The 21,857-nt window shown below is 46.7% G+C and carries 23 protein-coding genes; 11 read left to right on the plus strand and 12 right to left on the minus strand.

The window, feature by feature from the left end; translation table 11 throughout:
* Nucleotides 1–3: 3 nt before the first annotated feature.
* Complete coding sequence (gene lolB, locus ACQY6I_RS22630) at nt 4–609, minus strand: lipoprotein insertase outer membrane protein LolB (RefSeq protein ID WP_428243850.1); 606 nt, start codon at nt 607–609, stop codon at nt 4–6.
* On the minus strand, nt 606–2,345 hold the full coding sequence (locus tag ACQY6I_RS22635) for a tetratricopeptide repeat protein (protein ID WP_428243852.1): 1,740 nt from the start codon (nt 2,343–2,345) through the stop codon (nt 606–608). Before ACQY6I_RS22635 ends, lolB begins: the two co-directional genes overlap by 4 nt.
* 171 nt (nt 2,346–2,516) lie before the next feature.
* Here ACQY6I_RS22635 and hemA point away from each other — a divergent pair, with 171 nt between their 5' ends.
* From hemA to ACQY6I_RS22655, 4 genes are read left to right on the plus strand one after another with little or no spacing between them, the layout of a single operon-like run.
* On the plus strand, nt 2,517–3,797 hold the full coding sequence (gene hemA, locus ACQY6I_RS22640; protein WP_428243854.1) for a glutamyl-tRNA reductase: 1,281 nt from the start codon (nt 2,517–2,519) through the stop codon (nt 3,795–3,797).
* Nucleotides 3,794–4,882: a peptide chain release factor 1 gene (gene prfA, locus ACQY6I_RS22645; protein ID WP_428243856.1), complete on the plus strand. Its 1,089-nt coding sequence runs from the start codon at nt 3,794–3,796 to the stop codon at nt 4,880–4,882. Before hemA ends, prfA begins: the two co-directional genes overlap by 4 nt.
* Entirely contained in the window at nt 4,879–5,751 is an 873-nt protein-coding gene (prmC, locus tag ACQY6I_RS22650; protein ID WP_428243858.1) for a peptide chain release factor N(5)-glutamine methyltransferase, read from the plus strand. The genes prfA and prmC overlap by 4 nt, the downstream gene beginning before the upstream one ends.
* Entirely contained in the window at nt 5,744–6,484 is a 741-nt protein-coding gene (locus ACQY6I_RS22655) for a HesA/MoeB/ThiF family protein (protein ID WP_428243860.1), read from the plus strand. Before prmC ends, ACQY6I_RS22655 begins: the two co-directional genes overlap by 8 nt.
* Here ACQY6I_RS22655 and speD read toward each other — a convergent pair.
* The gene (speD, locus tag ACQY6I_RS22660; protein WP_428243861.1) at nt 6,481–7,287 is read right to left on the minus strand and encodes an adenosylmethionine decarboxylase; all 807 of its coding nucleotides are present in this window, start codon (nt 7,285–7,287) and stop codon (nt 6,481–6,483) included. The two genes, ACQY6I_RS22655 and speD, sit on opposite strands and share 4 nt — an antisense overlap.
* A gap of 265 nt (nt 7,288–7,552) precedes the next feature.
* On the minus strand, nt 7,553–7,978 hold the full coding sequence (locus ACQY6I_RS22665) for an OsmC family protein (RefSeq protein ID WP_428243863.1): 426 nt from the start codon (nt 7,976–7,978) through the stop codon (nt 7,553–7,555).
* Nucleotides 7,979–8,139: 161 nt separating this feature from the next.
* Here ACQY6I_RS22665 and crp point away from each other — a divergent pair, with 161 nt between their 5' ends.
* Nucleotides 8,140–8,781, plus strand: coding sequence for a cAMP-activated global transcriptional regulator CRP (crp, locus tag ACQY6I_RS22670; RefSeq protein ID WP_044618410.1), 642 nt, complete (start codon nt 8,140–8,142; stop codon nt 8,779–8,781).
* A gap of 288 nt (nt 8,782–9,069) precedes the next feature.
* Here the strand turns inward: crp and trpC are convergent, their stop codons facing one another.
* From trpC to ACQY6I_RS22685, 3 genes are read right to left on the minus strand one after another with little or no spacing between them, the layout of a single operon-like run.
* The gene (gene trpC / locus ACQY6I_RS22675; RefSeq protein ID WP_428243865.1) at nt 9,070–9,879 is read right to left on the minus strand and encodes an indole-3-glycerol phosphate synthase TrpC; all 810 of its coding nucleotides are present in this window, start codon (nt 9,877–9,879) and stop codon (nt 9,070–9,072) included.
* 10 nt (nt 9,880–9,889) lie between these two features.
* Nucleotides 9,890–10,921, minus strand: a complete 1,032-nt coding sequence (trpD, locus tag ACQY6I_RS22680) for an anthranilate phosphoribosyltransferase (RefSeq protein WP_428243867.1) — start codon at nt 10,919–10,921, stop codon at nt 9,890–9,892.
* Nucleotides 10,918–11,529, minus strand: a complete 612-nt coding sequence (locus ACQY6I_RS22685) for an anthranilate synthase component II (protein ID WP_428243869.1) — start codon at nt 11,527–11,529, stop codon at nt 10,918–10,920. Before ACQY6I_RS22685 ends, trpD begins: the two co-directional genes overlap by 4 nt.
* A gap of 75 nt (nt 11,530–11,604) precedes the next feature.
* Between ACQY6I_RS22685 and ACQY6I_RS22690 the strand changes: the two genes are divergently transcribed.
* The 3 genes from ACQY6I_RS22690 to ACQY6I_RS22700 are packed head-to-tail and all read left to right on the plus strand — an operon-like array spanning nt 11,605 to nt 13,927.
* Nucleotides 11,605–11,853 carry a Trp family transcriptional regulator gene (locus ACQY6I_RS22690; RefSeq protein WP_428243871.1) on the plus strand — a complete coding sequence of 83 codons (249 nt, stop codon included), beginning with the start codon at nt 11,605–11,607 and terminating at the stop codon, nt 11,851–11,853.
* 8 nt (nt 11,854–11,861) lie between these two features.
* Nucleotides 11,862–13,262 (plus strand): anthranilate synthase component I family protein, encoded by a 1,401-nt coding sequence (locus ACQY6I_RS22695; protein WP_428243873.1) that lies wholly within the window; start codon nt 11,862–11,864, stop codon nt 13,260–13,262.
* The gene (locus ACQY6I_RS22700) at nt 13,262–13,927 is read left to right on the plus strand and encodes an anthranilate synthase component II (protein WP_428243875.1); all 666 of its coding nucleotides are present in this window, start codon (nt 13,262–13,264) and stop codon (nt 13,925–13,927) included. The genes ACQY6I_RS22695 and ACQY6I_RS22700 overlap by 1 nt, the downstream gene beginning before the upstream one ends.
* A gap of 309 nt (nt 13,928–14,236) precedes the next feature.
* On the opposite strand, the gene ACQY6I_RS22705 is transcribed toward ACQY6I_RS22700, so the two are convergent.
* From ACQY6I_RS22705 to ACQY6I_RS22725, 5 genes are all read right to left on the minus strand, one after another.
* Nucleotides 14,237–14,842, minus strand: coding sequence for a 1-acyl-sn-glycerol-3-phosphate acyltransferase (locus tag ACQY6I_RS22705; RefSeq protein WP_428243877.1), 606 nt, complete (start codon nt 14,840–14,842; stop codon nt 14,237–14,239).
* A gap of 10 nt (nt 14,843–14,852) precedes the next feature.
* Complete coding sequence (locus ACQY6I_RS22710; protein ID WP_428243879.1) at nt 14,853–16,145, minus strand: M18 family aminopeptidase; 1,293 nt, start codon at nt 16,143–16,145, stop codon at nt 14,853–14,855.
* Nucleotides 16,146–16,219: 74 nt separating this feature from the next.
* Nucleotides 16,220–17,023 carry a DUF1338 domain-containing protein gene (locus ACQY6I_RS22715; RefSeq protein WP_428243880.1) on the minus strand — a complete coding sequence of 268 codons (804 nt, stop codon included), beginning with the start codon at nt 17,021–17,023 and terminating at the stop codon, nt 16,220–16,222.
* 192 nt (nt 17,024–17,215) lie between these two features.
* Entirely contained in the window at nt 17,216–18,115 is a 900-nt protein-coding gene (gene rarD, locus ACQY6I_RS22720; protein ID WP_428243881.1) for an EamA family transporter RarD, read from the minus strand.
* A gap of 9 nt (nt 18,116–18,124) precedes the next feature.
* Nucleotides 18,125–19,519, minus strand: coding sequence for a PLP-dependent aminotransferase family protein (locus ACQY6I_RS22725; protein ID WP_428243882.1), 1,395 nt, complete (start codon nt 19,517–19,519; stop codon nt 18,125–18,127).
* Between the two features lie 116 nt (nt 19,520–19,635).
* Here ACQY6I_RS22725 and ACQY6I_RS22730 point away from each other — a divergent pair, with 116 nt between their 5' ends.
* The 3 genes from ACQY6I_RS22730 to ACQY6I_RS22740 are packed head-to-tail and all read left to right on the plus strand — an operon-like array spanning nt 19,636 to nt 21,752.
* Nucleotides 19,636–20,364 (plus strand): alanyl-tRNA editing protein, encoded by a 729-nt coding sequence (locus tag ACQY6I_RS22730; protein WP_428243883.1) that lies wholly within the window; start codon nt 19,636–19,638, stop codon nt 20,362–20,364.
* A 3-nt stretch (nt 20,365–20,367) separates the two neighbouring features.
* Nucleotides 20,368–21,159 carry a PhzF family phenazine biosynthesis protein gene (locus ACQY6I_RS22735; protein WP_428243884.1) on the plus strand — a complete coding sequence of 264 codons (792 nt, stop codon included), beginning with the start codon at nt 20,368–20,370 and terminating at the stop codon, nt 21,157–21,159.
* Nucleotides 21,159–21,752 carry a LysE family translocator gene (locus ACQY6I_RS22740; RefSeq protein WP_428243886.1) on the plus strand — a complete coding sequence of 198 codons (594 nt, stop codon included), beginning with the start codon at nt 21,159–21,161 and terminating at the stop codon, nt 21,750–21,752. Before ACQY6I_RS22735 ends, ACQY6I_RS22740 begins: the two co-directional genes overlap by 1 nt.
* Nucleotides 21,753–21,857: the final 105 nt, after the last annotated feature.

Genomic DNA, 21,857 nt, shown 5'->3' on the forward strand with positions numbered 1-21,857 from the left:
CACTCAACGTCCGGTTTCGCTGAACTTCCAGCGCTTTATGATTAGTTTGCCGCTGTTTTCACCCTGCTGAAACTTTAGTTTTTGGGGTAATGGGGGAGATAGTTGAAAGTAGGAAAGGTAGTTGACCGTCCAGCCTAATTGATCCAGTTGTCCTGCGAGATTGTTTTCATTCAGACTGATCGTAGCCGGATAATGGGGATCAGCAATACCCTTTACCCAGTAAGGTAGTTGTGCCAGGGGCAGGCGCAAGCGTGTATTCTCTGCCATAAGTTGTTCCAGGGAGCGGGCTTTGTGCACGGTGCCATCACTATCAATCATAGTGACCCCATATCGATCTCCGGATACGTTGATGGCTCCCTGTCCCAGTGGGCCGGAAAGGGTCAGCTGGAACTCTGTAGGATACTGTTTCCAGGCTACGTTGAAACTGGCACCTTTAGTGTCCTGTCTGACACCCATTTTGCCATCTATATCCCAGCTTTTTAGGCTCTTAACCTGTTCTGAATGTTGTTTCCATTCAAATTTATCGCCGCCAGTCAGAATTTGCTGATGTGCGCACCCTGATAGCAACAGGAATATAGACAGCAGACATGTCACATAAATGTGAGTCATGAGTCCCCTTTCATGCGACGAATAGTGTTATCCAGAATGGTGCTGTCAGGATTGTCTTTGTACCCCTTTTGCCAGACGTTTTCTGCTTCTTCAATCTGACCTGACTTATAAAGTACTTCACCCAGATGGGCCGCAATTTCGTGATTAGGGCTTTTGCTAAAGGCTTGTGAGAGATATTTAATCGCCTGCTCAGTATTGCCCATTCTATAGTAAACCCAGCCAAGGCTGTCCATGGTGGCGGCATCATCAGGATTTAACTTGTGGGCCTTTTCAATCATTGTGAAGGCCTGATCAAGCTTCACATTATGATCCGCCCAGGTATATCCAAGTGCATTTAGGGCTGCTGCGTTATCCGGCTCCAGTTCGATAACTTTGAGCAGGTCCTGTTCCACGATATCCAGTTTTCCCAGAGGTTCGGCAAACAAGGCCCGGCTGTAGAGTAATTCAATATTCTCGGGAAACTGCTTCAATCCTTCTGTTAGTTTATCAAAAGCCTCAGAGTTGGCTCCGTTCTGGCTCAAAAATCCAGCATATATATTGTACAGTGCGGGTTGATCTGGATAAGTCTGCAGCTGATGATCCAACAAGGACTGTGCATCATCTACTTTCTGTTCAGTCATGAGAATCTGCACCCGTTGTGAAACGGCTGGAATATAGTATTCCGAGGGGGTTATTCGTTTCAGATGCTGCATGGTTGATTGAATGTCACCATTGTTTTCGTCAAGACGAGCAAGATAGTAGTGGGCTTCGTTAGTGAATGTGTTGTTCTGCTCGAGAGCCAGGTACAGCGAGCGCGCCAGTTCAGGTTCGTCGGCATCAATGGCTATACGGGCAAGCAGTGCCATAATGGGCGCGTCATCGGTGTTCTGTTCCAGGTAGTCTTGCAGCGTCGGGATGGCATCGGCGGGTCTTTCAAGGCGTGATAACTGTTGGGTCTTGTAAACCACGATTCTTCTTTCCAGCGGAAAAGCTTTTAATGCCTGATCGAGTGTGGCAATGGCTTTTTCGTCTTGCTGATCCCGGAATAGAATTTGAGCCTTCAGCAGATAAGCATCAATAGTTCTTTGTAGTTTCAGGCTGTGATTGATGGATTCCAGAGCACCGGTGGTGTTGCTGAGATGGTATTTCAGTTCAGCATCAGAAAACCACAGGCTGGCGTTATCGTTATATTGTTCGGTCAGCCCGGTAATTAGTTGTTGCAACGAGCGTAGATCTTCATCGTTAAATGCGGATGTGTCGCTCAGAAAAATACCGGCAGAAGATTTTGGGTTCAGCGCCAGAGTTCTTTCCAGATAGTTTTTGGCATCATCCAGCTCCCCCAGCCGAATGCTGGCCAGTGCTGCTGATTGGTTTGCCTGAACATTATCCGGTTCTGATTCCAGCCAGATTTTGGAAGCCGCTTTGGCTGCTTTCATGTCTCCCAGCATTTGGGCGATATTGGCTGCTTTTTTAGCTGCCCCGGCATCTCGGGTTTCCTCTGCCAGGTGGTAATACAGTGATCCAGCCAATGGGTATTCACCACGATCTATGGCCATTTCAGCAGTTAGTACGGAATAGATGGTTTGACCATCCAGGGATTGTTTGGCAGATAATGATTGTTCAGGTTGTGTTGCCGATACCGTCTGATCCGCTACGGGCGGGGGGGTATCCGCGGCAACTTCTTGGCTTGCGCAGGACGCAACTAATACTGATAACAAGGTGTAACTGGCCAACATAAGAGTTTGTTTTACGAGCATGTCGATCCTGGCAATTGATTTAATGAATGAGGTTGTTGGTGGTTAGTTTTTCTGTAAGTTAGCTATTTTTAATCCAGATGAGCATAACTGAATCCCTAAATCGATTCTAATTGTGTACAATTGCGCGCCTTTTATACCACTCTTTAGAGAGCTTTTTTACTTAAGTTTTATATGGCGCTTTTCGCTTTTGGAATAAATCATAAAACAGCCAGCGTTGAAGTACGGGAAAAAGTCGCCTTTTCCCCGGACCGACTGGTTTCTGCTCATCAACAGGTTTGCTCTCTGCCGGATATTCGTGAGGCAGTGATTGTGTCTACCTGTAACCGTAGTGAGATCTACTGTTATCTGGAGCGCGATGCTGTTTCAGATGAAACCGGTTTGACGGAGTTGATTGGCTGGCTGGCAGAGTACCACGGTTTATCGGTCAACGAACTGAACAACTCTGCTTATCTACTACGTGATGGTAGTGCTATTGAGCACTTGGCCAAAGTGGCGAGTGGGCTCGATTCTATGGTGCTTGGAGAGCCACAGATTTTGGGGCAGTTGAAAAGCTCCTACGCCGTGGCACAAGAGAGCCACACCGTGGGGCAGCAGTTGAACCGCTTGTTTCAGCATAGCTTTGCTGTTGCCAAACACGTCCGTACCCATACGGCCATTGGGGAAAACCCGGTTTCCGTTGCTTATGCTGCGGTGTCTCTGAGTACTCATATCTTTTCTGACCTTAGCCAATGTTGCGCGTTATTGATTGGTGCTGGTGAAACCATTGATCTGGTGGCCAGACATTTATGTGAGAAAAACATTGCCAAAATCATAGTCGCCAACCGTACCCTGCAAAGGGCACAGTCTCTTGCTGAGCAATTTGGGGCGGAAGCAATCATGTTGGGAGACATTCCGGATTATCTCCATCGTGCCGATATTGTTATTTCGTCAACCGCCAGTCAGTTGCCTATTCTGGGTAAAGGGGCGGTAGAGGTCGCTTTAAAGAAACGCAAGCATGCGCCTATGTTTATGGTTGATATTGCGGTGCCCAGGGATATTGAGCCGCAGGTGAGTGAATTGGCGGACGTTTACCTGTATACCGTGGATGATTTGCGTGAAGTTATCGATGAAAACATGCGTTCGCGGGAAGAGGCCGCGACGGAAGCACGGGAAATTGTTCAGGCAAACACGCAAAAATATCTGTCGACGCTGAAATCATTGGCGGCTGTCGATACGATCAAAACCATGCGGTTGAAAATTGAAGAAATGAAAAAAGGGGAGCTGGAAAAAGCCCTGAAGCGAATGAACAGTGGTGAAGATCCAGCAGAAGTTCTCCAGGGGCTGGCGAACGGTTTGACCAACAAGTTTGCACATGCTCCGTCTGCATTTCTGCGCAAAGCACTGGCCGAAGGCCGCAATGACGCTCTCATGTGGGTAAATGAAATATTTGAACTGGATGATAAAACTGAATGAAACAATCTATTCGGATAAAGCTTGAGGGGTTGCAGGATCGTTTTGATGAGTTGGCGGCACTGTTGTCGGACGCCTCGGTGATTGCCGATCAGAATAAATTCCGGCCTTATTCCCAGGAATATGCTGAATTGGAACCTGTTATCGAAGCTTTTCGTCAGTTTATGGCTGCCGAAGCAGATCTTGCGGAAGCCCGGCAACTTGCCCAGGATTCTGATGCTGATATGCGGGAAATGGGGCGTGAGGAAGTGGTTCAGGTTGAAAAACTGTTAGAACAGCTGGAGCAACAGCTGCAAAAAGAGTTGATACCGAAAGATCCAAATGACAACAAAAATACGTATCTGGAAATTCGTGCTGGAACCGGTGGTGATGAAGCCGCCATTTTTGCTGGTGACCTGTTTCGCATGTATTCCCGTTATGCAGAAAATAAAGGTTGGAAAATAGAAGTGATTTCCGCCAATGAAGGGGAGCATGGTGGATACAAGGAAATCATCACCCGAGTCGTTGGAGCCTCCGTGTATTCTGAACTAAAGTTTGAAAGTGGTGCTCACCGGGTTCAGCGTGTGCCTGAGACTGAGTCTCAGGGCAGGATTCATACCTCTGCCTGTACTGTTGCGGTGATGCCCGAGGCAGATGAACAGGAAGAGGTGGAGATCGATAAAAATGATCTGAGGATTGATACCTTTCGGGCATCCGGAGCTGGTGGTCAGCATGTTAACAAAACTGATTCTGCCATACGTCTGACCCATTTACCCACAGGTATTGTGGTTGAGTGCCAGGACGAGCGGTCACAACATAAAAACCGTGCTAAGGCGATGTCTTTGCTTGCCGCAAAACTGAAAAGCAGCCGGGACGAGGCATTGGCCAGTGAACAGGCAGCAGAGCGTAAAAGTCTGGTGGGTAGTGGTGATCGATCAGAGCGTATACGTACCTATAATTTTCCACAGGGACGGGTTACGGATCACAGAATCAACCTGACTCTTTATCGCCTGGACGAAGTGATGACCGGTTCTATGGAGTTGATTGTAGAGCCGTTGATTCAGGAACATCAGGCTGAACAATTGAGCGCATTGAACGATAATTTATGAAAACCATAGAACAGGCTTTGACATGGGCTGTTGCGGAGCTGGCTGACCTGGAAATCGACATCGTTAACAGGACGGATACTCCTCTGTTGGATGCTCAGATTCTATTGGCCCACGTTTTGGGGGAAAGCCGTACGTATTTGCTGGCTTTTTCGGAAGTTGAAGTATCTGTCAGTAATATGGCTGAATTTGAGAGTCTGATCAGACAGCGTCGCCAGGGACACCCCGTTGCATACTTACTGGGTGAGAAGGAATTCTGGTCATTACCATTTTATACCGGAGCCAGCACCCTGATTCCCAGGGCGGATACTGAACGCTTGGTTGAGGTGACCCTCGAAACATTGCCAGAAACTGCATCTTTAAATGTGGCCGATCTTGGGGCTGGTACGGGAGCGGTGGCCATAGCATTGGCGACAGAGCGACCATGTTGGAAGCTGTTTGCGGTAGAAAAAAGTCCGGATGCTCTTGCTTTGGCAGAAAAGAATATTGCCCGGCATCAAGTGGTCAATGTGAAGCCGGTTTTGTCAGATTGGCTGAGTGCTTTTGAAGACCTTTCTCTGGATGTTCTGGTCTCTAATCCTCCTTATATTGATGAAATGGATCCGCATCTGTCTCAGGGAGATGTGCGTTTTGAGCCTCGCACTGCATTGGTGGCCGATGATCATGGTCTGGCGGATTTCAAGGCAATCATTCAGCAGGCTCAGAGGGTATTGAAGCCCGGAGGATGGGTGTTTTTTGAGCATGGTTTCGAGCAGGCAAAAGACTTGTCCAGGCTATTACTTTCAGCTGGCTATCGTGATATTGAGTGTTTTAATGACTACGCACATCATCCCCGTGTAACTCGAGCACGTTGGCAGGTTATGGATGCTTGATGAGCAGTTGCTAAGATATAGTCGGCAGATTTTGCTGCCGGATTTCGATATTGCGGGGCAGCAGGCGCTATTGGAGGCGACTGTTCTGGTTGTTGGAGCTGGAGGGCTCGGTAGTGCGGTGCTGCCTTATCTGGCCGGTGCCGGGGTGGGGCGACTTCGAGTGGTTGACGGTGATCATGTTGATATGACCAATTTCCACCGCCAGGTGATTCATCGGCAGCAGGGAGAAGCGAAGGCTGTGTCAGCAGCACAATTTATCGAACAGCTGAACCCAGGCGTGGTAGTTGATGCAAAGGTTCAGCGCTTTAATGCTGAAAATGCCTCTCAGCTCTTGGGTGGATGTACTGTTGCGGTTGATTGCAGCGATAACCTCGAAACCCGTCATCTGCTTAATAGACAGTGTTTCGAACAAAGGATTAAGTTGGTATCTGGAGCGGCTATTGGTTGGGAAGGGCAGCTATGCTGTTTTGACTATGAACCGGGCTCTGGTTGTTATCAGTGTTTATACCCGGCCGGTATGGAACAAAACCTGAATTGCTCTGAAGCCGGTGTGATGGGGCCTGTGGTAGGAGTTGTTGGAACAATGCAGGCGCTTGAGGTGATCAAAATAATTTCGGGCACCGGAGTGGTTGGGGTAAACAGATTAATGTTGTTTGATGGCAAAACCGGAACCTGGAACGCAATGGGATTTGCAGCGAAACCCCATTGTCCAGTTTGTGGGAGTCGGAGTTAAAGATTGGGAATTTGAGCCAGATTTCGGCTATAAAAAATTTCCTGCATTTCCCGTTTTAAACGTTTTTCGATCCATGCCAGCTCTTCTGGGCTGAATTCATCGGCACCGGAGCCAAACAGATAATCATCAATATTGAACTTTTTGGTCAGCATTTTGGTATGGAAAATGTTCTCCTGATAGACGTTCACATCAATCATCTGAAAACTCTTACGCGTATCTTCGGTTAAATAGTTCTGTATTGAGTTAATCTCGTGGTCGATATAGTGTTTCATGCCATGAGTATCGCGTGTAAAACCCCTGACTCTATAGTCGACTGTAACGATATCTGAATCAAAAGAGTGAATCAGAAAGTTCAGCGCTTTCAGCGGTGAAATAACTCCGCAGGTCGACACATCAATATCTGCTCTAAACGTGGATATTCCATTATCAGGGTGACTCTCTGGATAGGTATGAACCGTAATATGAGATTTATCCAGATGCGCCACGACACTGTCAGGCAATGGCCCAGGTGATTCATCGGTCTGATTGTGTTGAGGTTCAATAGGCTCTTCACAGATCAGCATTGTAACGCTGGCGCCTTGTGGGTCGTAATCCTGACGGGCAATGTTAAGAACATTCGCGCCTATGATATCAACAACCTGGGTGAGTATCTGAGTCAGGCGATCAGCACTGTAGAGCTCGTCAATGTACTCGATGTATTCGTCTTTATGCTGCTTGGTCTTAGCATAGTTAATGTCATAGATATTAAAGCTTAATGACTTCGTCAGGTTATTAAAACCGTAGAGCTTCAGTTTGTTGTCCATCGACTTACCTCATTTGAGACCAGCAAACCCGGATGAGCTGAAAATCCTGAAGATTTAAACAGCCACCCCTGTAAAAGGCCGCGTATTATGAAGATATCGAGATTCTGATGCCAGAACCTCAAGCAAAAAAAAACGATTTTTGTATATAGATTGGTAGAGACTGGGTTTGTATGGGGTAAGCCGCCGATCAGCGGCTTGCTGGTTTGCGATTTCCGTCCTTTAATGTCCACCTTTCGTCCAGGTGGATAACTCAAATCCGAGTGTTTTACTCTGGAACTGAAATGATTTCATAGGAGTGCTGTATTTTGACTCCAGCTTTTTCAAGCATGATCGAAGCTGAGCAATACTTTTCTGCAGAGAGTTCTACTGCACGTTTTACCATTGCTTCTTTCAGGTTCTTGCCAGTGACCTTGAAGTGGATATTAATGTGGGTGAATACAGCTGGAACAGCATCAGCTCGCTCTGCATTTAGTTCTGCAACACAGTCGACAACTTCCTGGCGGGATTTTTGCAAAATGCTCATAACATCGAAGCTGGTGCAGCCTCCCAATCCCATTAACATCATCTCCATCGGTCTTGGTCCCTGGTTCTCTCCTCCATGGTCTGGTGGGCCGTCCATAACAATTTTATGTCCAGATCCTGAGTTGGCTGTGAACTTGGCTTTTCCATTCCAACTAATTGTTGCTTGCATGGTATCTCCACTGAATTGCGGTTATATTGTTTCGGGTAGATCATAGCAAATTGTTGAAAAACAAGAACAGATCGACACCTTAGGGGATTATGGATGGCGAAGTTGGCACGATGAGTCCATAATGTGTATCGTTTTATGCTTTGTTGGCTAAACAAAAAGACATGAGCAATTACATAAAAAATCAAATAGAAACAAACCACTTGGATTACTTTTTATCCCAGTGCCATCGCAGACGTTATCCTCAGAAGACTACGTTAATTTATGCCGGGGACAAGAGCGACTCGCTATATTATGTCATACGCGGAACAGTTTCTGTCATTATCGAAGACGACGATGGTCGTGAAATGATTATGACTTATCTGAACAGCGGAGACTTCTTTGGTGAGATGGGCTTGTTCGATCATATGGATGAGCGCTCTGCCTGGATTAAAACGAAAACTGAGTGTGAAGTCGCAGAAATCAGTTACACCAAGTTCAGGGAAATAGCTAAAGAAGATCCAGCTATTCTTTATTTTATCGGTGAGCAAATGGCTACCCGCCTTCGGAATACCACCCGTAAAGTAGGGGACCTCGCTTTTCTTGATGTAACAGGTAGGGTTGCACGTACATTGTTAGATTTGTGCAAACAACCTGATGCGATGACTCATCCAGATGGCATGCAGATAAAAATAACCCGTCAGGAAATCGGCCGCATTGTTGGCTGTTCCCGTGAAATGGTCGGAAGGGTTCTGAAAGGACTCGAAGAGCAGGGATTGGTTTCCGTTAAGGGTAAAACCATGGTCGTTTATGGTACGCGCGGTTAAGCATTTCGCTTAGCTTGGGAACAAAAAAGCCAGACAGTGTCTGGCTTTTTTTTTATTTTTTTATTGGTGAGAAAATAGTTTGATACATCTATTCATGTATCAAACTAGTGGCCTGTGCAATATTTTACTAAAGACGCAACCATTATCAGGCCGATTAGGATCATTGCCCATTTAGAATAACGGGCAGCCTTGTTCTCATCCATACTCACGGGATTGCGTTCTGCAAACCATACCAGTATTGCGACACCAAGAAAAACCAGCAGAATAATTTTGACGATCAACGGCACGCTATTGCTCTCCTAGAGAAAATAGCTCACTCAGTTTTTCACCGGGATTATCTGCCTTCATAAATGCTTCCCCGACTAGAAAGCTATTTACATGATGAGCTCGCATGGCGACAACATCCTGTTGGGTGTGTATTCCGCTTTCGGTAACCACGATAACATCTTGTGGCAGTGAGCCAACTAATTGATGAGTGGTGTCTAAAGAGACATCAAATGTATGTAAATTGCGGTTATTGATGCCAATCATTCGATTGTTCAATGGCAGGGCACGGTTTAGTTCCTGGTGATCATGTACTTCTACCAGGACATCCATGCCCAGCTCATGCGCAAGACTGTTGAGGTTTAGCAGGCTCTCGTCATCCAATGCTGCAACAATCAGCAGAATGCAATCGGCTCCCAGCGCCCTGGATTCGTAAACCTGATAAGGGTCTACAATAAAATCTTTGCGGATAACGGGTAATTTGGTAGCGGCTCGGGCTTCCCGCAGATAGTCATTGCCACCCATAAAGAAATCTTTGTCTGTCAGTACAGACAAGCACGTAGCGCCACCCTGTTCATAGGATATGGCAATTTGTTCTGGATCAAAGTTTTCCCGCAGAATACCTTTACTGGGAGATGCTTTTTTGATTTCAGCGATAACCGCCGAGCGACCCTGAGCAATGCTTTTTTCCATAGCACGGATAAAACCGCGCGGAGATTCTACATTGGAAAAACGTTCTTCCAGTTGTTTGATGGAGATCGTTTCCTGTTTTTCCTCAATTTCTTGCCATTTCTTATCAATTATTTTTTTCAAAATCGTAGGTATTTCTGTCATACAGTGTTGCTCATGCAAAAATTTCAGTAAACGCGATCAGCTCGTCCAGCTTGTTGAGCGCCTGACCAGAGGCTATCGCATCCTGAGCCATTGTGACACCTTCGGTCAGAGAATTAGCAATATCGGCCGCATAGATAGCTGCACCCGCATTTAATGCAATCATGTCCCGGGCTTTGTCGGCAGCTTCTCCAGGTTCATTAGCAAGCGCTGCTTTTATCAATGCCAGACTTTCAGCGGCAGAGTAGGCTTGTAACCCCTGAAGGCTGCGGTTGGCAATGCCAAAATCCTCCGGCTTGATCTGATACTGGCGAATATCGCCATTTTTCAGTTCGGTCACGCTGGTCGTTGTGGCGATGCTGATTTCATCAAGGCCATCGTCCGAGTGAATCACTAATATATGTCTGGAGCCAAGAGTTTTCAGCACTTCTGCCACCAAACTTTGCACTTCCTTGTTAAAAACACCGATTACCTGTTTGGTGGCACCGGCTGGGTTAGTCATTGGACCCAATATGTTGAATATGGTTCGGGTTTTCATTTCTTTGCGTGGACCAATGGTGTGTTTCATGGCGGGGTGGTGCAATTGGGCAAACATAAAACCAACGCCTACCTGATCCACGCAGCGGCTCACCTGATCCGGAGTCAGGTCAATTTTTACCCCGGCCTGCTCGAGAACGTCTGCACTGCCGCTGTTGGAAGAAGCACTTCGATTGCCATGTTTGGCGACCTTGCCCCCAACTGCCGCGACCACAAATGATGCTGCGGTGGAAACATTGAACAGGCTGGCACCGTCACCACCAGTACCGCAGGTGTCTACCATATGTTCATGGTTATATGTGACTCCGGTAGAGAGTTCCCGCATGACTTCGACAGCTGCAGCGACTTCGTCGACGGTTTCGCCTTTCATGCGCAGAGCAATCAAGAAGCCGCCAGTCTGGGCTGACGTGGACTCGCCAGTCATGATCAGACGCATTACGCTTTGCATTTCTGCTCGGCTTAAGTGTTGAAGGGAGACGACTTTGGCAATGGCTTCCTGCATGTTCATAGGGCGCTACTCTTTAGTTGTTTGTTTTCATGGATTTTCAGGAAATTAGCTAATAACGCGTGACCGGACTGAGTCAAAACCGACTCAGGATGAAACTGCACTCCGACAATCGCGTGGGATTTATGGGCGATGCCCATGATTTCATTAGGTTGATCATGCTTATCGGCGGTCCAGGCGGTCATCTCCAGGCAATCGGGAAGACTATCAGGCGCGATCACCAGCGAATGATAACGAGTGGCCTGAAAGCCATCTTCCAGTTTATTGAACAGGCTTGTCTGGTGATGAAATATCCTGGAAACCTTACCATGCATAATCTGTCTGGCTTTAACGATTTGTGCGCCGAAATGCTGGCCGATGCATTGGTGACCCAGGCAGATACCAAGGATTGGAATTTGCCCGGCAAAATGTTTCAAAGCCGGAATTGAAATGCCGGACTCTTTGGGTGTACAGGGTCCGGGAGAAATCACCAGTCGGTCAGGTTTCATTGCAATTAATTCTGCGATTCCGTACTGATCATTTTTGACCACAGTCACTGTCTCACCCAACTCCTGGAAATACTGAACAATGGTGTAGGTAAATGAGTCGTAGTTATCGATCATCAGTAACATGTCGCAAATATGGGTCCGTATATCATTCAAAAGATGTGATTGACTATAAACCAAATTGTTATAGCATACTAGTACATGAAAACACTAGATCATTACACCGCTGACTTGATTGAGTATCTACTCGCCGTCACAACACCTGATCAGATGGAACAGGCGTTAAGGGAGCTGTTGACCCCAGCAGAGTTTACTGAAATCACCAAACGACTACAGATATTCAAAATGCTGGAAGCGGGTGTGTCACAAAGGAAAATAGCAGAAGAGCTGGGTGTTGGAATTGCCACGGTTTCCCGAGGTGCCAGAGCCCGGAAACTCGACTACGAATGAGAATAGATATGGCCAAATCACCCCCCAAAATTGAACTGCCGCGTAAGCCGAAATACCAGAAAATTACTGATGACTGTAATTATTTTGAGCTGTTCAAAAAGATCGATAAACAGTTTGAGACCTGTTTTATTCTAGAATCCCTCGGAGAAGAAAGTTACGTTTCACGGCATACCATTATTGGCTTCGATCCGGAGCTGATCATTTATGCTCAAGGGCAACAGCTCCATATTGCGGATAAGCAAGAGAATGTGGAAACGTATGAGAGTGATAATCCCTATTACTTGCTCCGCGATATCATGCCGCAGGATGTTTTGGCGCGACAGTATGCCGGTGGTCTGGTTGGTTATCTTGGTTACGATGCGATGGGTTACTTTGAGCCAAGTCTGACACTTAAAACCAACGAAAGTTTTGATGCTTTCAAATTCGGTTTATATAAAGACGGTCTGATTTACGACAAAATGACCGGCGAGTTGATCTACTTCTACTATCACAATAGTCGTATTGATCTGGTTAAACAATTACTGGAACAACCCTACGATGGAAATGGCCCGTTACAGGTTATTCCCAATGGTGAAACCATGACTCGCGAACAGCATGAATCTGCTGTTCTTAAAGTCAAACAGGATATTGTCGATGGCAAAATATTTCAGTGTGAAGTGGGCTTTAAAAAACGCTTTAGGCTGACTGGAGATACCATCAATATCTATGAACGTATGCGGGAGATCAATCCGTCGCCGCAGATGTTTTATGTGAAGTTTGCCGAGCAAAAAATCATCAGTGCCAGCCCTGAGCTGTTGTTTCGGGTACAGCAGGGCGAAATGGAAACATTTCCACTGGCGGGTACTACACGACGAGGAACCACTCCACAGGAGGATGTTCAGCTGGCGCGAGTGCTGTTGAATGATCCCAAGGAAATTGCCGAGCACAATATGCTGGTCGATCTGCATCGCAATGATATTGGCAGGGTGGCTCGATTTGGTACGGTAAAAGTTCGTAATCTGATGGATATCAAGCGTTACAGCCACGTTCAGCACATCAGCAGCGAAATCGTCGGCATCATGGCTGAATCTGAGGATATGTTTTCTGCCCTGGCGAGTAATTTCCCGGCTGGGACGCTCACAGGAGCTCCGAAGATTGAAGCGATGAAAATTATTAATGATCTGGAGACAGACGGCCGTGGTCCATATGGTGGTGCTGTTGGACAGTTTTCTTTCAATGGGGACTGTACCTTTGCGATTCCCATTCGGACAATTTTTGTCAATGGCGAAAATGCCTATGTGCAGACATGTGGTGGTAATGTTTTTGATTCCAATCCGGCAGACGAGTATCTGGAAATACAACGTAAGTTTGCCGGTACCCGCAGTGCACTGGAGCCTTACGTTCCTGAACAATATAAGGAGCTTCTATAATGAATGTGCTGATCATTGATAATTATGACTCCTTTACCTATAACCTTTATCAATATATCGGCGAGATTCTGACCTCTGATAAAAATCAGCGCAGGATTCAGGATTTTTCGATTACAGTAAAACGTAATGATGAGCTGAGCCTGGAGCAAATCACCGCTTTAAATCCTGATCGGATCATTATATCTCCAGGACCCGGGTCGCCAGACGATGAGCAATACTTTGGTATTTGTGCAGCAGTGATTCGCGAGCTTGGACCGAGTATACCGTTGCTGGGGGTATGTCTGGGAATGCAGGGGATTGTTTATGTTTATGGCGGCCAAGTAGTCAAAGCACCGTTGCCCATGCATGGAAAAACCAGTCCGATTCAACATGATGGCAAAGGGGTGTTTAAGAATATTCCTGATCAGCTGGAAATCATGCGCTATCACTCTCTGATTGCTGAGTCAGAAAGTCTGCCTGACTGTTTGGCCGTTACCGCTGCTGTTGGAAGTTTGGAATGCAAGGATTTTACTGACCTGGAAAAAATACGTGCTGGCGGAAGTTTTGAAATAATGGGTGTCAAACATAAGGATTATCCTATCCATGGTATTCAGTTTCATCCGGAATCATTTGCCACAGAAGGCGGTAAAGAGTTGATTCATAATTTTTTATATCTGGATCATTGATCGTATTGATCCGGGTCTTTGTCCTGAGGTTATTGGTATTACAGGAATATGCCGTCTCTGCTCATTGCCTAACCATCAGAAGGATCGTCCTGGTTCTCCTGATGGTCATTCAAAAAGTATTTAGGGAACCTCTGAAAACTGTCCTATTTTCGCGCAGGACGTTCAGCCCCAGTCTCACATCCTCATTTACGCCTGTAAATTGCGGTGTTGCGAGTGGTGCTTCCTCGCCTGCATCAAAACGATTCCTATTTTTCATAGGCCCCTTAGAGGAATGGTGCTAATTCCACTGAAATTATCTGAACGATCCTCTCAGTCGCAGTAGTTTTCGGGCACATATCCTTTAAATTGCTTAAAATAATTTCGCAATTCCAACTCATCCTCTTCAATATTTCCAGTGGCATGGAACAGCTCTCCAAGTTCTATACGTTTTTGGCCAAAGTCGAAACCAATTGGAAAAATGGGAACATTGGCTGCATGGGCAATACGGATAAAACCGGTTTTCAACTTTTCAGTCTTTTTCCGGGTGCCTTCAGGAGTAATAACCAGCAGCAGTTTGTCGTGCTGTTTGAATGATTCTACCAGCTGTTCGACAACGCCCTCAGGAGAGATTCGGCAAACCGGAATGCCTCCCCAATGGTTGAACAGGTATTTAGCAGGCCAGAAGAATAACGAATCCTTACCTATCCAGTGAATACGGGTGCCGATGGCGAATTTGGCAAAAATGCCCACCAGAAAATCCATGTTTGAAGTATGGGGAGCTATCGCCAATATTGCTTTATTCGTCGCTGGAAATGCTCCATTGATAGACCACCCCATGGCACCAAATACTGATTTCCCAAACCACCGGGTAAAACTGTTGCCCACGCGCGGATAGCAGTCCGGAATCTCCGGAATAATATTGTTATTATGATTCACAACTATCTCTCTATGCACTGATACTGCTTGAATTGAAAAAATGCTTTAGAGCTTTAAACAACAATAATGGGTCTTTGGCTCCGGCAGTTTCCCGAATAGAGTGCATGGCAAATGTAGCAACGCCCACATCCACAGTATTGATACCAAGGTTGGTTGCTGTGATTGGGCCGATGGTGGAGCCACAGCCCAGGTCAGAGCGAACGACAAACACCTGAACTGGAACATCAGCTTGTTGGCAGATGTGTCTGAACAGTGCCTGGCTCGTACTGTTGCTGGCATAGCGTTGGTTGGCATTTATTTTAATCACCGGACCATTATTCAGAATCGGTTGATGATCGGGCTCATGCCAACTGGCAAAGTTCGGATGGACGCCATGTGCATTATCCACTGATATCATCAGCGAACGACTGATCGTTTGAACAAATGCCTCAGCGCTGTCGCCAATCCACCTTTCCAATACCTGCTTCAAAAATGGGCCATCGGCGCCGGATGCAGAAGCACTACCGACCTCTTCATGATCATTGAACACAATCAGCGCCGGCTGGCTGGTGTCGGAGTCGATAAAGCTTTTCATGCCAACGAAGCAACTCAGCAGATTATCAAGTCTGGCGCTGGCGATAAATTCTTTGTTCAGGCCGATTTCTGCGGGTAACTGGGTATCGTAGAAAAACAGTTCCCAGTCCAGTACTTCCTCCAGAGTATCATCATCGATCTGATCTGTGAGCAGGGATTCGAAGCTGAAATTTTCGCTATTGGCTATCTGTGCAAGAATAGGTGGGAGGTCAGTTTGAGAGTTTATCTTTTTGCTTTCATTCTGGGTCCGGTCCAGATGGATCGCAAGGCTGGGGATAATGGCAATCGGCATGCGAAAATCAACCAGAGCACTTTTTAGCAAGCCTTTGTCGGTCTTGTAGCTGACTCTGCCAGCCAGAGACAGATCACGGTCAAACCATGGATTGAGCAAAGCACCGCCATATACTTCAACGGCCAGTTGCAGATATCCTTTATTAATGGTGACTGGAGAAGGTTTTACCTTAAGTGCAGGACTGTCGGTATGTGCTCCCATCATGCGGATGCCGGTTTCCAGAGGATTATGACGCCCGGTATGAAACGCAATCAGGCTGGAATCATTGCGGGTCGTAAAATATTTGCCTTCCGGCGCAAGGTGCCATGAATCTTTCTCATCCAGGCGGACATACCCGGCTTTGAGTAGCTGTTCGGTCGCTTGCTGTACCGCGTGAAAGGGAGTGGGAGATCTGCCCAGAAAATCCAGTAACTCCTGGACCACAAGTAAATCAGACATAGAAAACTAACTGCCTCGAGTGTACAAAACTCGGTATTGTACACTGTTGGCAGCAAACCGGTATTGCTGGAAGCTCAACGTCGGGCGTTGGTCGAGTCAAAGATTTTGTCGGCATTTGCTTCGACAAACCCTTTGAACATTGAGCCATCGGCTTGGGGATAACGGCGGGCGAATTCATAAAAACAGGTAGGGATCTGATGAATTGAGCCATCGCCAAATGTTATGTCCTGGTGGCTGGCCATGGTTGATGATTGTTCCAGTAACACCTCTGGGGAGCCTTTGATTTTGGCTCCAGTGGTATTCAACTCATAGTCCAGTGATTCAACAAAATCGTTCACCTCTGGCAGAGTCTGTAGGCTTTTAAGCTTGTGAACCGCGACTGTAAAGTGGTTGGCTCTTAATCCAAAAACACTCAACCATGCGGCGTATTCACTTTCCGCCAACAGGCTTTGATACGTTTGGTAGTCGGGGCATTGCCAATGGCGGCCTGAATAAAACACGCTGGCATCTGTAATCGTGCCTGGGTCAATCTGATCAGTCAGGGAGCGGATTATCTTCTGGGCAGGGGCGGACAGTTGATCCGTCAGCAGTTCACTTAGAAAAATCAGTGGCTGATCTTCATTCTGGTGAATATAGCTCCAGGCATTGAGCTTTTTGGCAGAAAAATGATATTGCTCGTTACGCTGATAACCGAGATCGAATAAAAACGGTTCTATTTTCTCCAGTTCAATAGCGGAATGTTTAAATGTTCTGAACGCTACATGGTCGTTGATGACCTGATCACCACGTTGCTGGAATGCCTGCTGTATGGCATCCGCCTGTGGGGTCATACGGACATAGTCATTCCATAGATTGACAAAAAACTCAGTGATATTCATTTTGTTTTCCTGGTTTTTGGTAAAAATAACAGTTTAGTGTAATCACCAGTCAGATGATTTACATGTTCGGCTGATTTGTTTTTACAGGTGCGACATTTATAGCTGAAAGTCAGTACTGCGGACGATATACACCGGTGGCGATGGGGGAATGTTGCCCTGATTCTGATGTAACCAGGGCAGGCATGTTTCGGCTTATGCCTGTGCCAGTTTCCTGCGCTGCTGTCTGTGATGGTGGATACCGTCATAGCTGAATATACAGAGTGCTGTCCAGATAAACCCAAACGTCACACCTTTAGACAAAGTAAATGCTTCACCAAATACAAATACTGCCAGTAAAAACATCACACTGGGGGCAATATATTGGAAAAAACCCATGGTGCTGTAATTAAGGCGTTTGGCGCCTGCGGCGAATAAGATTAATGGGATGCTGGTAAAAGGACCGGCCAGTATCAGCCATATGTTCAGCTGCCATGAGTTGTCGAGCATATTGAATGTCTCATTGTGATCATTCCAGAACACATACATGACCGCCGGCAACAACAGGATCAATGTTTCCACAAACAGGCCTGTCTGAGCATCGATCTGTACCTGTTTGCGGATCAGGCCATATACCCCGAAGCTCATGGCCAGCGCCAGAGAGACCCAAGGCAGTTTGCCGAATGCAATCAGTTGTATGGCGACTCCAGAGAAGGCGAGTGCAACAGCAAACCACTGCAAACGACGCAGTTTTTCCTGTAAAAACACCAAGCCTAACAGGATGTTCACCAGCGGGTTGATGTAATAGCCCAGGCTGGCATCCAGCATGCGGTCATGTTGGATGGCCCAGATGAAAATCAGCCAGTTGGTGGCAATCAGAGTACTGGAAAGCAACAGCGTCATCAGTTTGTGGGGGGTGTGCAGGATGGTACGCAGACCGCTCAGGTTTTTAAAAAACACCAGCAACAGACCGGTAAATATAATGCTCCAGAATATCCGGTGGATCAGAATTTCCTGTGCCGGTACGTGTTTCAGCACTTTAAAATAAATGACCAGAAATCCCCACATGCCGTAGGCTGACAGGGCAAATAAAACGCCGCTCTTTTGATTGCTCATAAGCATTTCCTAAATCGTAAGGTCAGAAAAAAGTGCTGGTTTTTGAGACAGGATGGTGTTCATTTTTTCCAGTACCACCCTGAGGTTATCAAAGCTGATTTTGCCGCCGATGCAAAAACGTACCGCTTGTGGGGCTGCATATTGACCAGCAGCAAAGACTTCGGCCGTTTTAACTCGAATACCTTCTGCATCCAGGGCTTCCATAAATGTGGCTGCACGCCAGTGTCCAGGTAATTTCAGCCAGACGTTAAAGCCATGGTTCTGGGTTAGATTGAAATCACCTAGCCACTCCCGGGTCAGCGCATGTCGACGTTCCAGTTCGCGGAACTGTTCCTGGCGGATGGCTGCCAACGACCCATCCATGATTAATTGGCTGGCCAGTTCCGCCAAAATAGGAGAGGACATCCAGTTTGTTGAGCGGACCGCAGAACCAATTTGGGAAACCAGTTTGTCCGGTGCATGGATTACCCCCATACGCAGCCCACCTCCAAAGACTTTGGAAAGGCTCGAAATCAGAATAGTACGTTCAGGTAGAACGGTATGAAACGAAGGGGCGTCAGTCGGACCAAGCGCACCGCCCTGAGTATCATCATCAATGATCCAGATATCATGCTGGCGGCATATATGTGCCAGCGCAGTGAGTCGTTCTATACCCATCGTAACTGGAATGGGGTTGGCCATTCTCGAGGCAACGTAAAGAACTCTTGGCCGATATCGTTGACATGCCAGAGATAATGCTTCGGGTGTCAGACCACGGTCATCAAACTCCAGTCCGATCAGTTTTAAATGCAAATGATGGGCAGCACTGATGAAGCCGGGGTAGCTCAGTCCTTCACAGATGACCGTATCTCCGGGTTGAGTCAGTGCCATAAGGCTGGAGAAAAAGCCATGCTGTCCACCACTGGTAATAATCATGTTGTCAGGGCGAATATTTTCAATACCACAATGCTGCAGCCATTGCATGAATGCCCGGTTGTGACGCTGCAGACCATTCACTGGATGGTAATCCAACAGCTCGGTCATCAGGCGGTGATCGGATTGTATCTGTTTCATCGCCTGTTCAAGGATCTCCGGCTGGCGTCCTGACAATGCCATGCTGTAGGTCAGGTTCAACTGATCACTTTCCAGAGTCTCTGTGTAGTAAAACAATGAAGAGTCGTTGTTGTCGCGTACGTAAGTGCCGCTGCCCACTTTACTGGTCAGCAGTTGTCGGCGCTCGGCCTCGGCATACCCTCTGGTGATCGTGCCCACAGTTACGTTCAGCTGATCGGCCAGGTACCGATGAGTGGGTAATTTTTCACCCGGCAGCAGTTCTCCGCGCTGAATAGCCTGTTCTATGGCGTCCGCCAGAGCTTTATATTTTGGGCCTTCGAAGGCCTCTAGCGTTGATATGTTGAATGTCATGGTGACAAAAAAAAGGTTGACCCTATTGATTAGCTGAATACGATAATATTGTACCGATTGAATATGGTCAATTTCTTATTTTGTATGCATACAATTCTAAAGGGTGGTAGGTCACTATGACACGCAGAATGTTTTATGAAGACGCTTACCTGAAACAGCTCAAAACCAAAATTGTGGCTATAGAACCATCTGAAGGTCAGTGGCAACTGATTACCGCAGAAACTATTTTTTATCCTCAGGGGGGAGGCCAACCCGGTGACCGGGGGTGGTTACTGCTGGAGGATGGAAAACGTATTGAAATCAGCAATACCCGCTACAGTACGAATAGACAGCATATTATTCATTATCTCGATGATGTCTCTACAGCAGGACTGGCCGCTGGCACTTGTGTAACGCTGGAGCTGGACTGGGAGCGCCGTCATCGTTTGATGCGTATGCATACTTCCATGCACTTAATGTGTTCAATCATACCTGCTCCGGTGACCGGAGGTGGTGTGAACGAGCGGCAGAGTCGATGTGAATTTGATGTTCAAACATCTGATTGGGATAAGGAGCAACTGACCCGTCAGTTAAATGAGCTGGTCGAGGCGGCTTTACCCGTATCAATTTCGTACATCACTGAACAGCAGCTGGATGATAATCCTGAGCTGGTCAGAACCATGAGTGTTCAGCCGCCGCGTGGTTTTGGCGACATACGAATGATCCGGGTGGGTGAAGGTATTGATTATCAACCCTGTGGAGGAACTCACGTTGCAAATACAGAAGAAATTGGTCGCGTAAGAATTACCGGTATCAAGAGCAAAGGCAAACAAAATAAGCGTTTCAATATCGAGCTGGAGGACTGACAGATGAAGTTGCCGATTTTTCAAGTGGACGCATTTACCGATCAGGTGTTTAAAGGTAATCCTGCTGCGGTAATACCACTTTATTCCTGGTTGTCTGATGTGCAAATGCAGAAGATTGCAGCAGAAAACAATTTGTCAGAAACCGCCTTTTTTGTGCCTTCGAATGAGGGCTTTCATCTTCGCTGGTTTACGCCGGGTTATGAGATTGAACTATGTGGACACGCAACGCTCGCAACGGCTCACGTACTGTGGCATGAGCTGAATTATCAGCAACTGGAGCTGCGTTTTCAGACCAAAAGTGGTGAACTGGTTGTCAGCAAAACCGGATCTCAATATCAATTGGATTTCCCGGAAAAAACGCTTCGATCGTTTGAATTATCACCTTCATTGCGGGAAATGATTCATGCCAATCCTATTGAGGTCTTGGAAAACCGGAAAATAATGGTGGTGCTTGAAAATGAGCGACAGGTCGCCGATTTCTGCGGCAGTTTTTTAGGTCTGGATATTCAGGATGGCATTATCCTGACAGCTCCGGGTGATCAGTCCGGGGTCGATTTTGTGTCGAGGTATTTTGTCAATCCTGCCAGTGGCATCAATGAAGACCCTGTGACTGGATCAGCTCATTGTCTGCTAATTCCCTATTGGAGTCAGCGGTTAAATAAAACACAGCTGACAGCCAGACAAATTTCAAAACGTTCTGGCGATTTGTTGTGTCAATTGCGTCACGGACGGGTATTGATGACAGGCTCTGCAGTGACTTATCTGTCCGGTAATATTCATTTGGAGCAGGACTGATGGAATTGTCTTATCTGTTGTCGGTTATGCTGTTTGCATTTACCGTCACCATTACTCCCGGTCCTAATAATTTGATGTTAACCGCGAGTGGAGTTAATTTTGGCTTTTGCCGCACGGTGCCGCATTTGCTCGGCGTGATATTTGGATATTCGCTGTTGTGTGTTGCGGTTGCATTGGGACTTGGTGCATTGTTTGTCCGGTTTCCAATGTTGCACGGTGCTCTGAAGATAGTGGGGGCTGTTTATCTTCTCTATTTGGCGTGGAAAATTGCAATGTCAGGTCGAATTGTAGGAGATGGTCAGAATGAACAACCCATGACCTTCTGGCAAGGAGCTGTTTTTCAACTGGTTAATCCCAAAGGCTGGACTATGGCTGTCACTGCTATATCGGCGTTTACTCTTGAAGGCGAAGAAGTTGTAATCAGTCTCGTAACCGTAGTGGTCTGTCTGGCATTGGTGTCATTGATATGTTGCAGTTGCTGGGCACTATTAGGTACTCAAATCAAACAGTTTCTGACCAGTCACCGGGCGTTGCAAATTTTCAATTATTCTTTGGCGTCAGTGACTGCTGGCAGCGTGTTATTGATTATTTGAAAACGCTGCTTCCATAAGTTCAGACAGGTCGTCGTTTTTCTGATAAAGGTGTTTTTTCTTGGAAACCAGAAACTCCTTAGGAATATAAGGGCTCTAAGAAAAGAA

The organism is Gynuella sp., assembly GCF_050297175.1.
Taxonomy (GTDB): Bacteria; Pseudomonadota; Gammaproteobacteria; order Pseudomonadales; family Natronospirillaceae; genus Gynuella.

Bases quoted from the DNA above. Each gene is read 5' to 3' on its own strand.
- lolB (WP_428243850.1), bottom strand. From the start codon at position 609: ATGACTCACATTTATGTGACATGTCTGCTGTCTATATTCCTGTTGCTA.
- ACQY6I_RS22635 (WP_428243852.1), bottom strand. From the start codon at position 2,345: ATGCTCGTAAAACAAACTCTTATGTTGGCCAGTTACACCTTGTTATCA.
- hemA (WP_428243854.1), top strand. From the start codon at position 2,517: ATGGCGCTTTTCGCTTTTGGAATAAATCATAAAACAGCCAGCGTTGAA.
- prfA (WP_428243856.1), top strand. From the start codon at position 3,794: ATGAAACAATCTATTCGGATAAAGCTTGAGGGGTTGCAGGATCGTTTT.
- prmC (WP_428243858.1), top strand. From the start codon at position 4,879: ATGAAAACCATAGAACAGGCTTTGACATGGGCTGTTGCGGAGCTGGCT.
- ACQY6I_RS22655 (WP_428243860.1), top strand. From the start codon at position 5,744: ATGCTTGATGAGCAGTTGCTAAGATATAGTCGGCAGATTTTGCTGCCG.
- speD (WP_428243861.1), bottom strand. From the start codon at position 7,287: ATGGACAACAAACTGAAGCTCTACGGTTTTAATAACCTGACGAAGTCA.
- ACQY6I_RS22665 (WP_428243863.1), bottom strand. From the start codon at position 7,978: ATGCAAGCAACAATTAGTTGGAATGGAAAAGCCAAGTTCACAGCCAAC.
- crp (WP_044618410.1), top strand. From the start codon at position 8,140: ATGAGCAATTACATAAAAAATCAAATAGAAACAAACCACTTGGATTAC.
- trpC (WP_428243865.1), bottom strand. From the start codon at position 9,879: ATGACAGAAATACCTACGATTTTGAAAAAAATAATTGATAAGAAATGG.
- trpD (WP_428243867.1), bottom strand. From the start codon at position 10,921: ATGAACATGCAGGAAGCCATTGCCAAAGTCGTCTCCCTTCAACACTTA.
- ACQY6I_RS22685 (WP_428243869.1), bottom strand. From the start codon at position 11,529: ATGTTACTGATGATCGATAACTACGACTCATTTACCTACACCATTGTT.
- ACQY6I_RS22690 (WP_428243871.1), top strand. From the start codon at position 11,605: ATGAAAACACTAGATCATTACACCGCTGACTTGATTGAGTATCTACTC.
- ACQY6I_RS22695 (WP_428243873.1), top strand. From the start codon at position 11,862: ATGGCCAAATCACCCCCCAAAATTGAACTGCCGCGTAAGCCGAAATAC.
- ACQY6I_RS22700 (WP_428243875.1), top strand. From the start codon at position 13,262: ATGAATGTGCTGATCATTGATAATTATGACTCCTTTACCTATAACCTT.
- ACQY6I_RS22710 (WP_428243879.1), bottom strand. From the start codon at position 16,145: ATGTCTGATTTACTTGTGGTCCAGGAGTTACTGGATTTTCTGGGCAGA.
- ACQY6I_RS22715 (WP_428243880.1), bottom strand. From the start codon at position 17,023: ATGAATATCACTGAGTTTTTTGTCAATCTATGGAATGACTATGTCCGT.
- rarD (WP_428243881.1), bottom strand. From the start codon at position 18,115: ATGAGCAATCAAAAGAGCGGCGTTTTATTTGCCCTGTCAGCCTACGGC.
- ACQY6I_RS22725 (WP_428243882.1), bottom strand. From the start codon at position 19,519: ATGACATTCAACATATCAACGCTAGAGGCCTTCGAAGGCCCAAAATAT.
- ACQY6I_RS22730 (WP_428243883.1), top strand. From the start codon at position 19,636: ATGACACGCAGAATGTTTTATGAAGACGCTTACCTGAAACAGCTCAAA.
- ACQY6I_RS22735 (WP_428243884.1), top strand. From the start codon at position 20,368: ATGAAGTTGCCGATTTTTCAAGTGGACGCATTTACCGATCAGGTGTTT.
- ACQY6I_RS22740 (WP_428243886.1), top strand. From the start codon at position 21,159: ATGGAATTGTCTTATCTGTTGTCGGTTATGCTGTTTGCATTTACCGTC.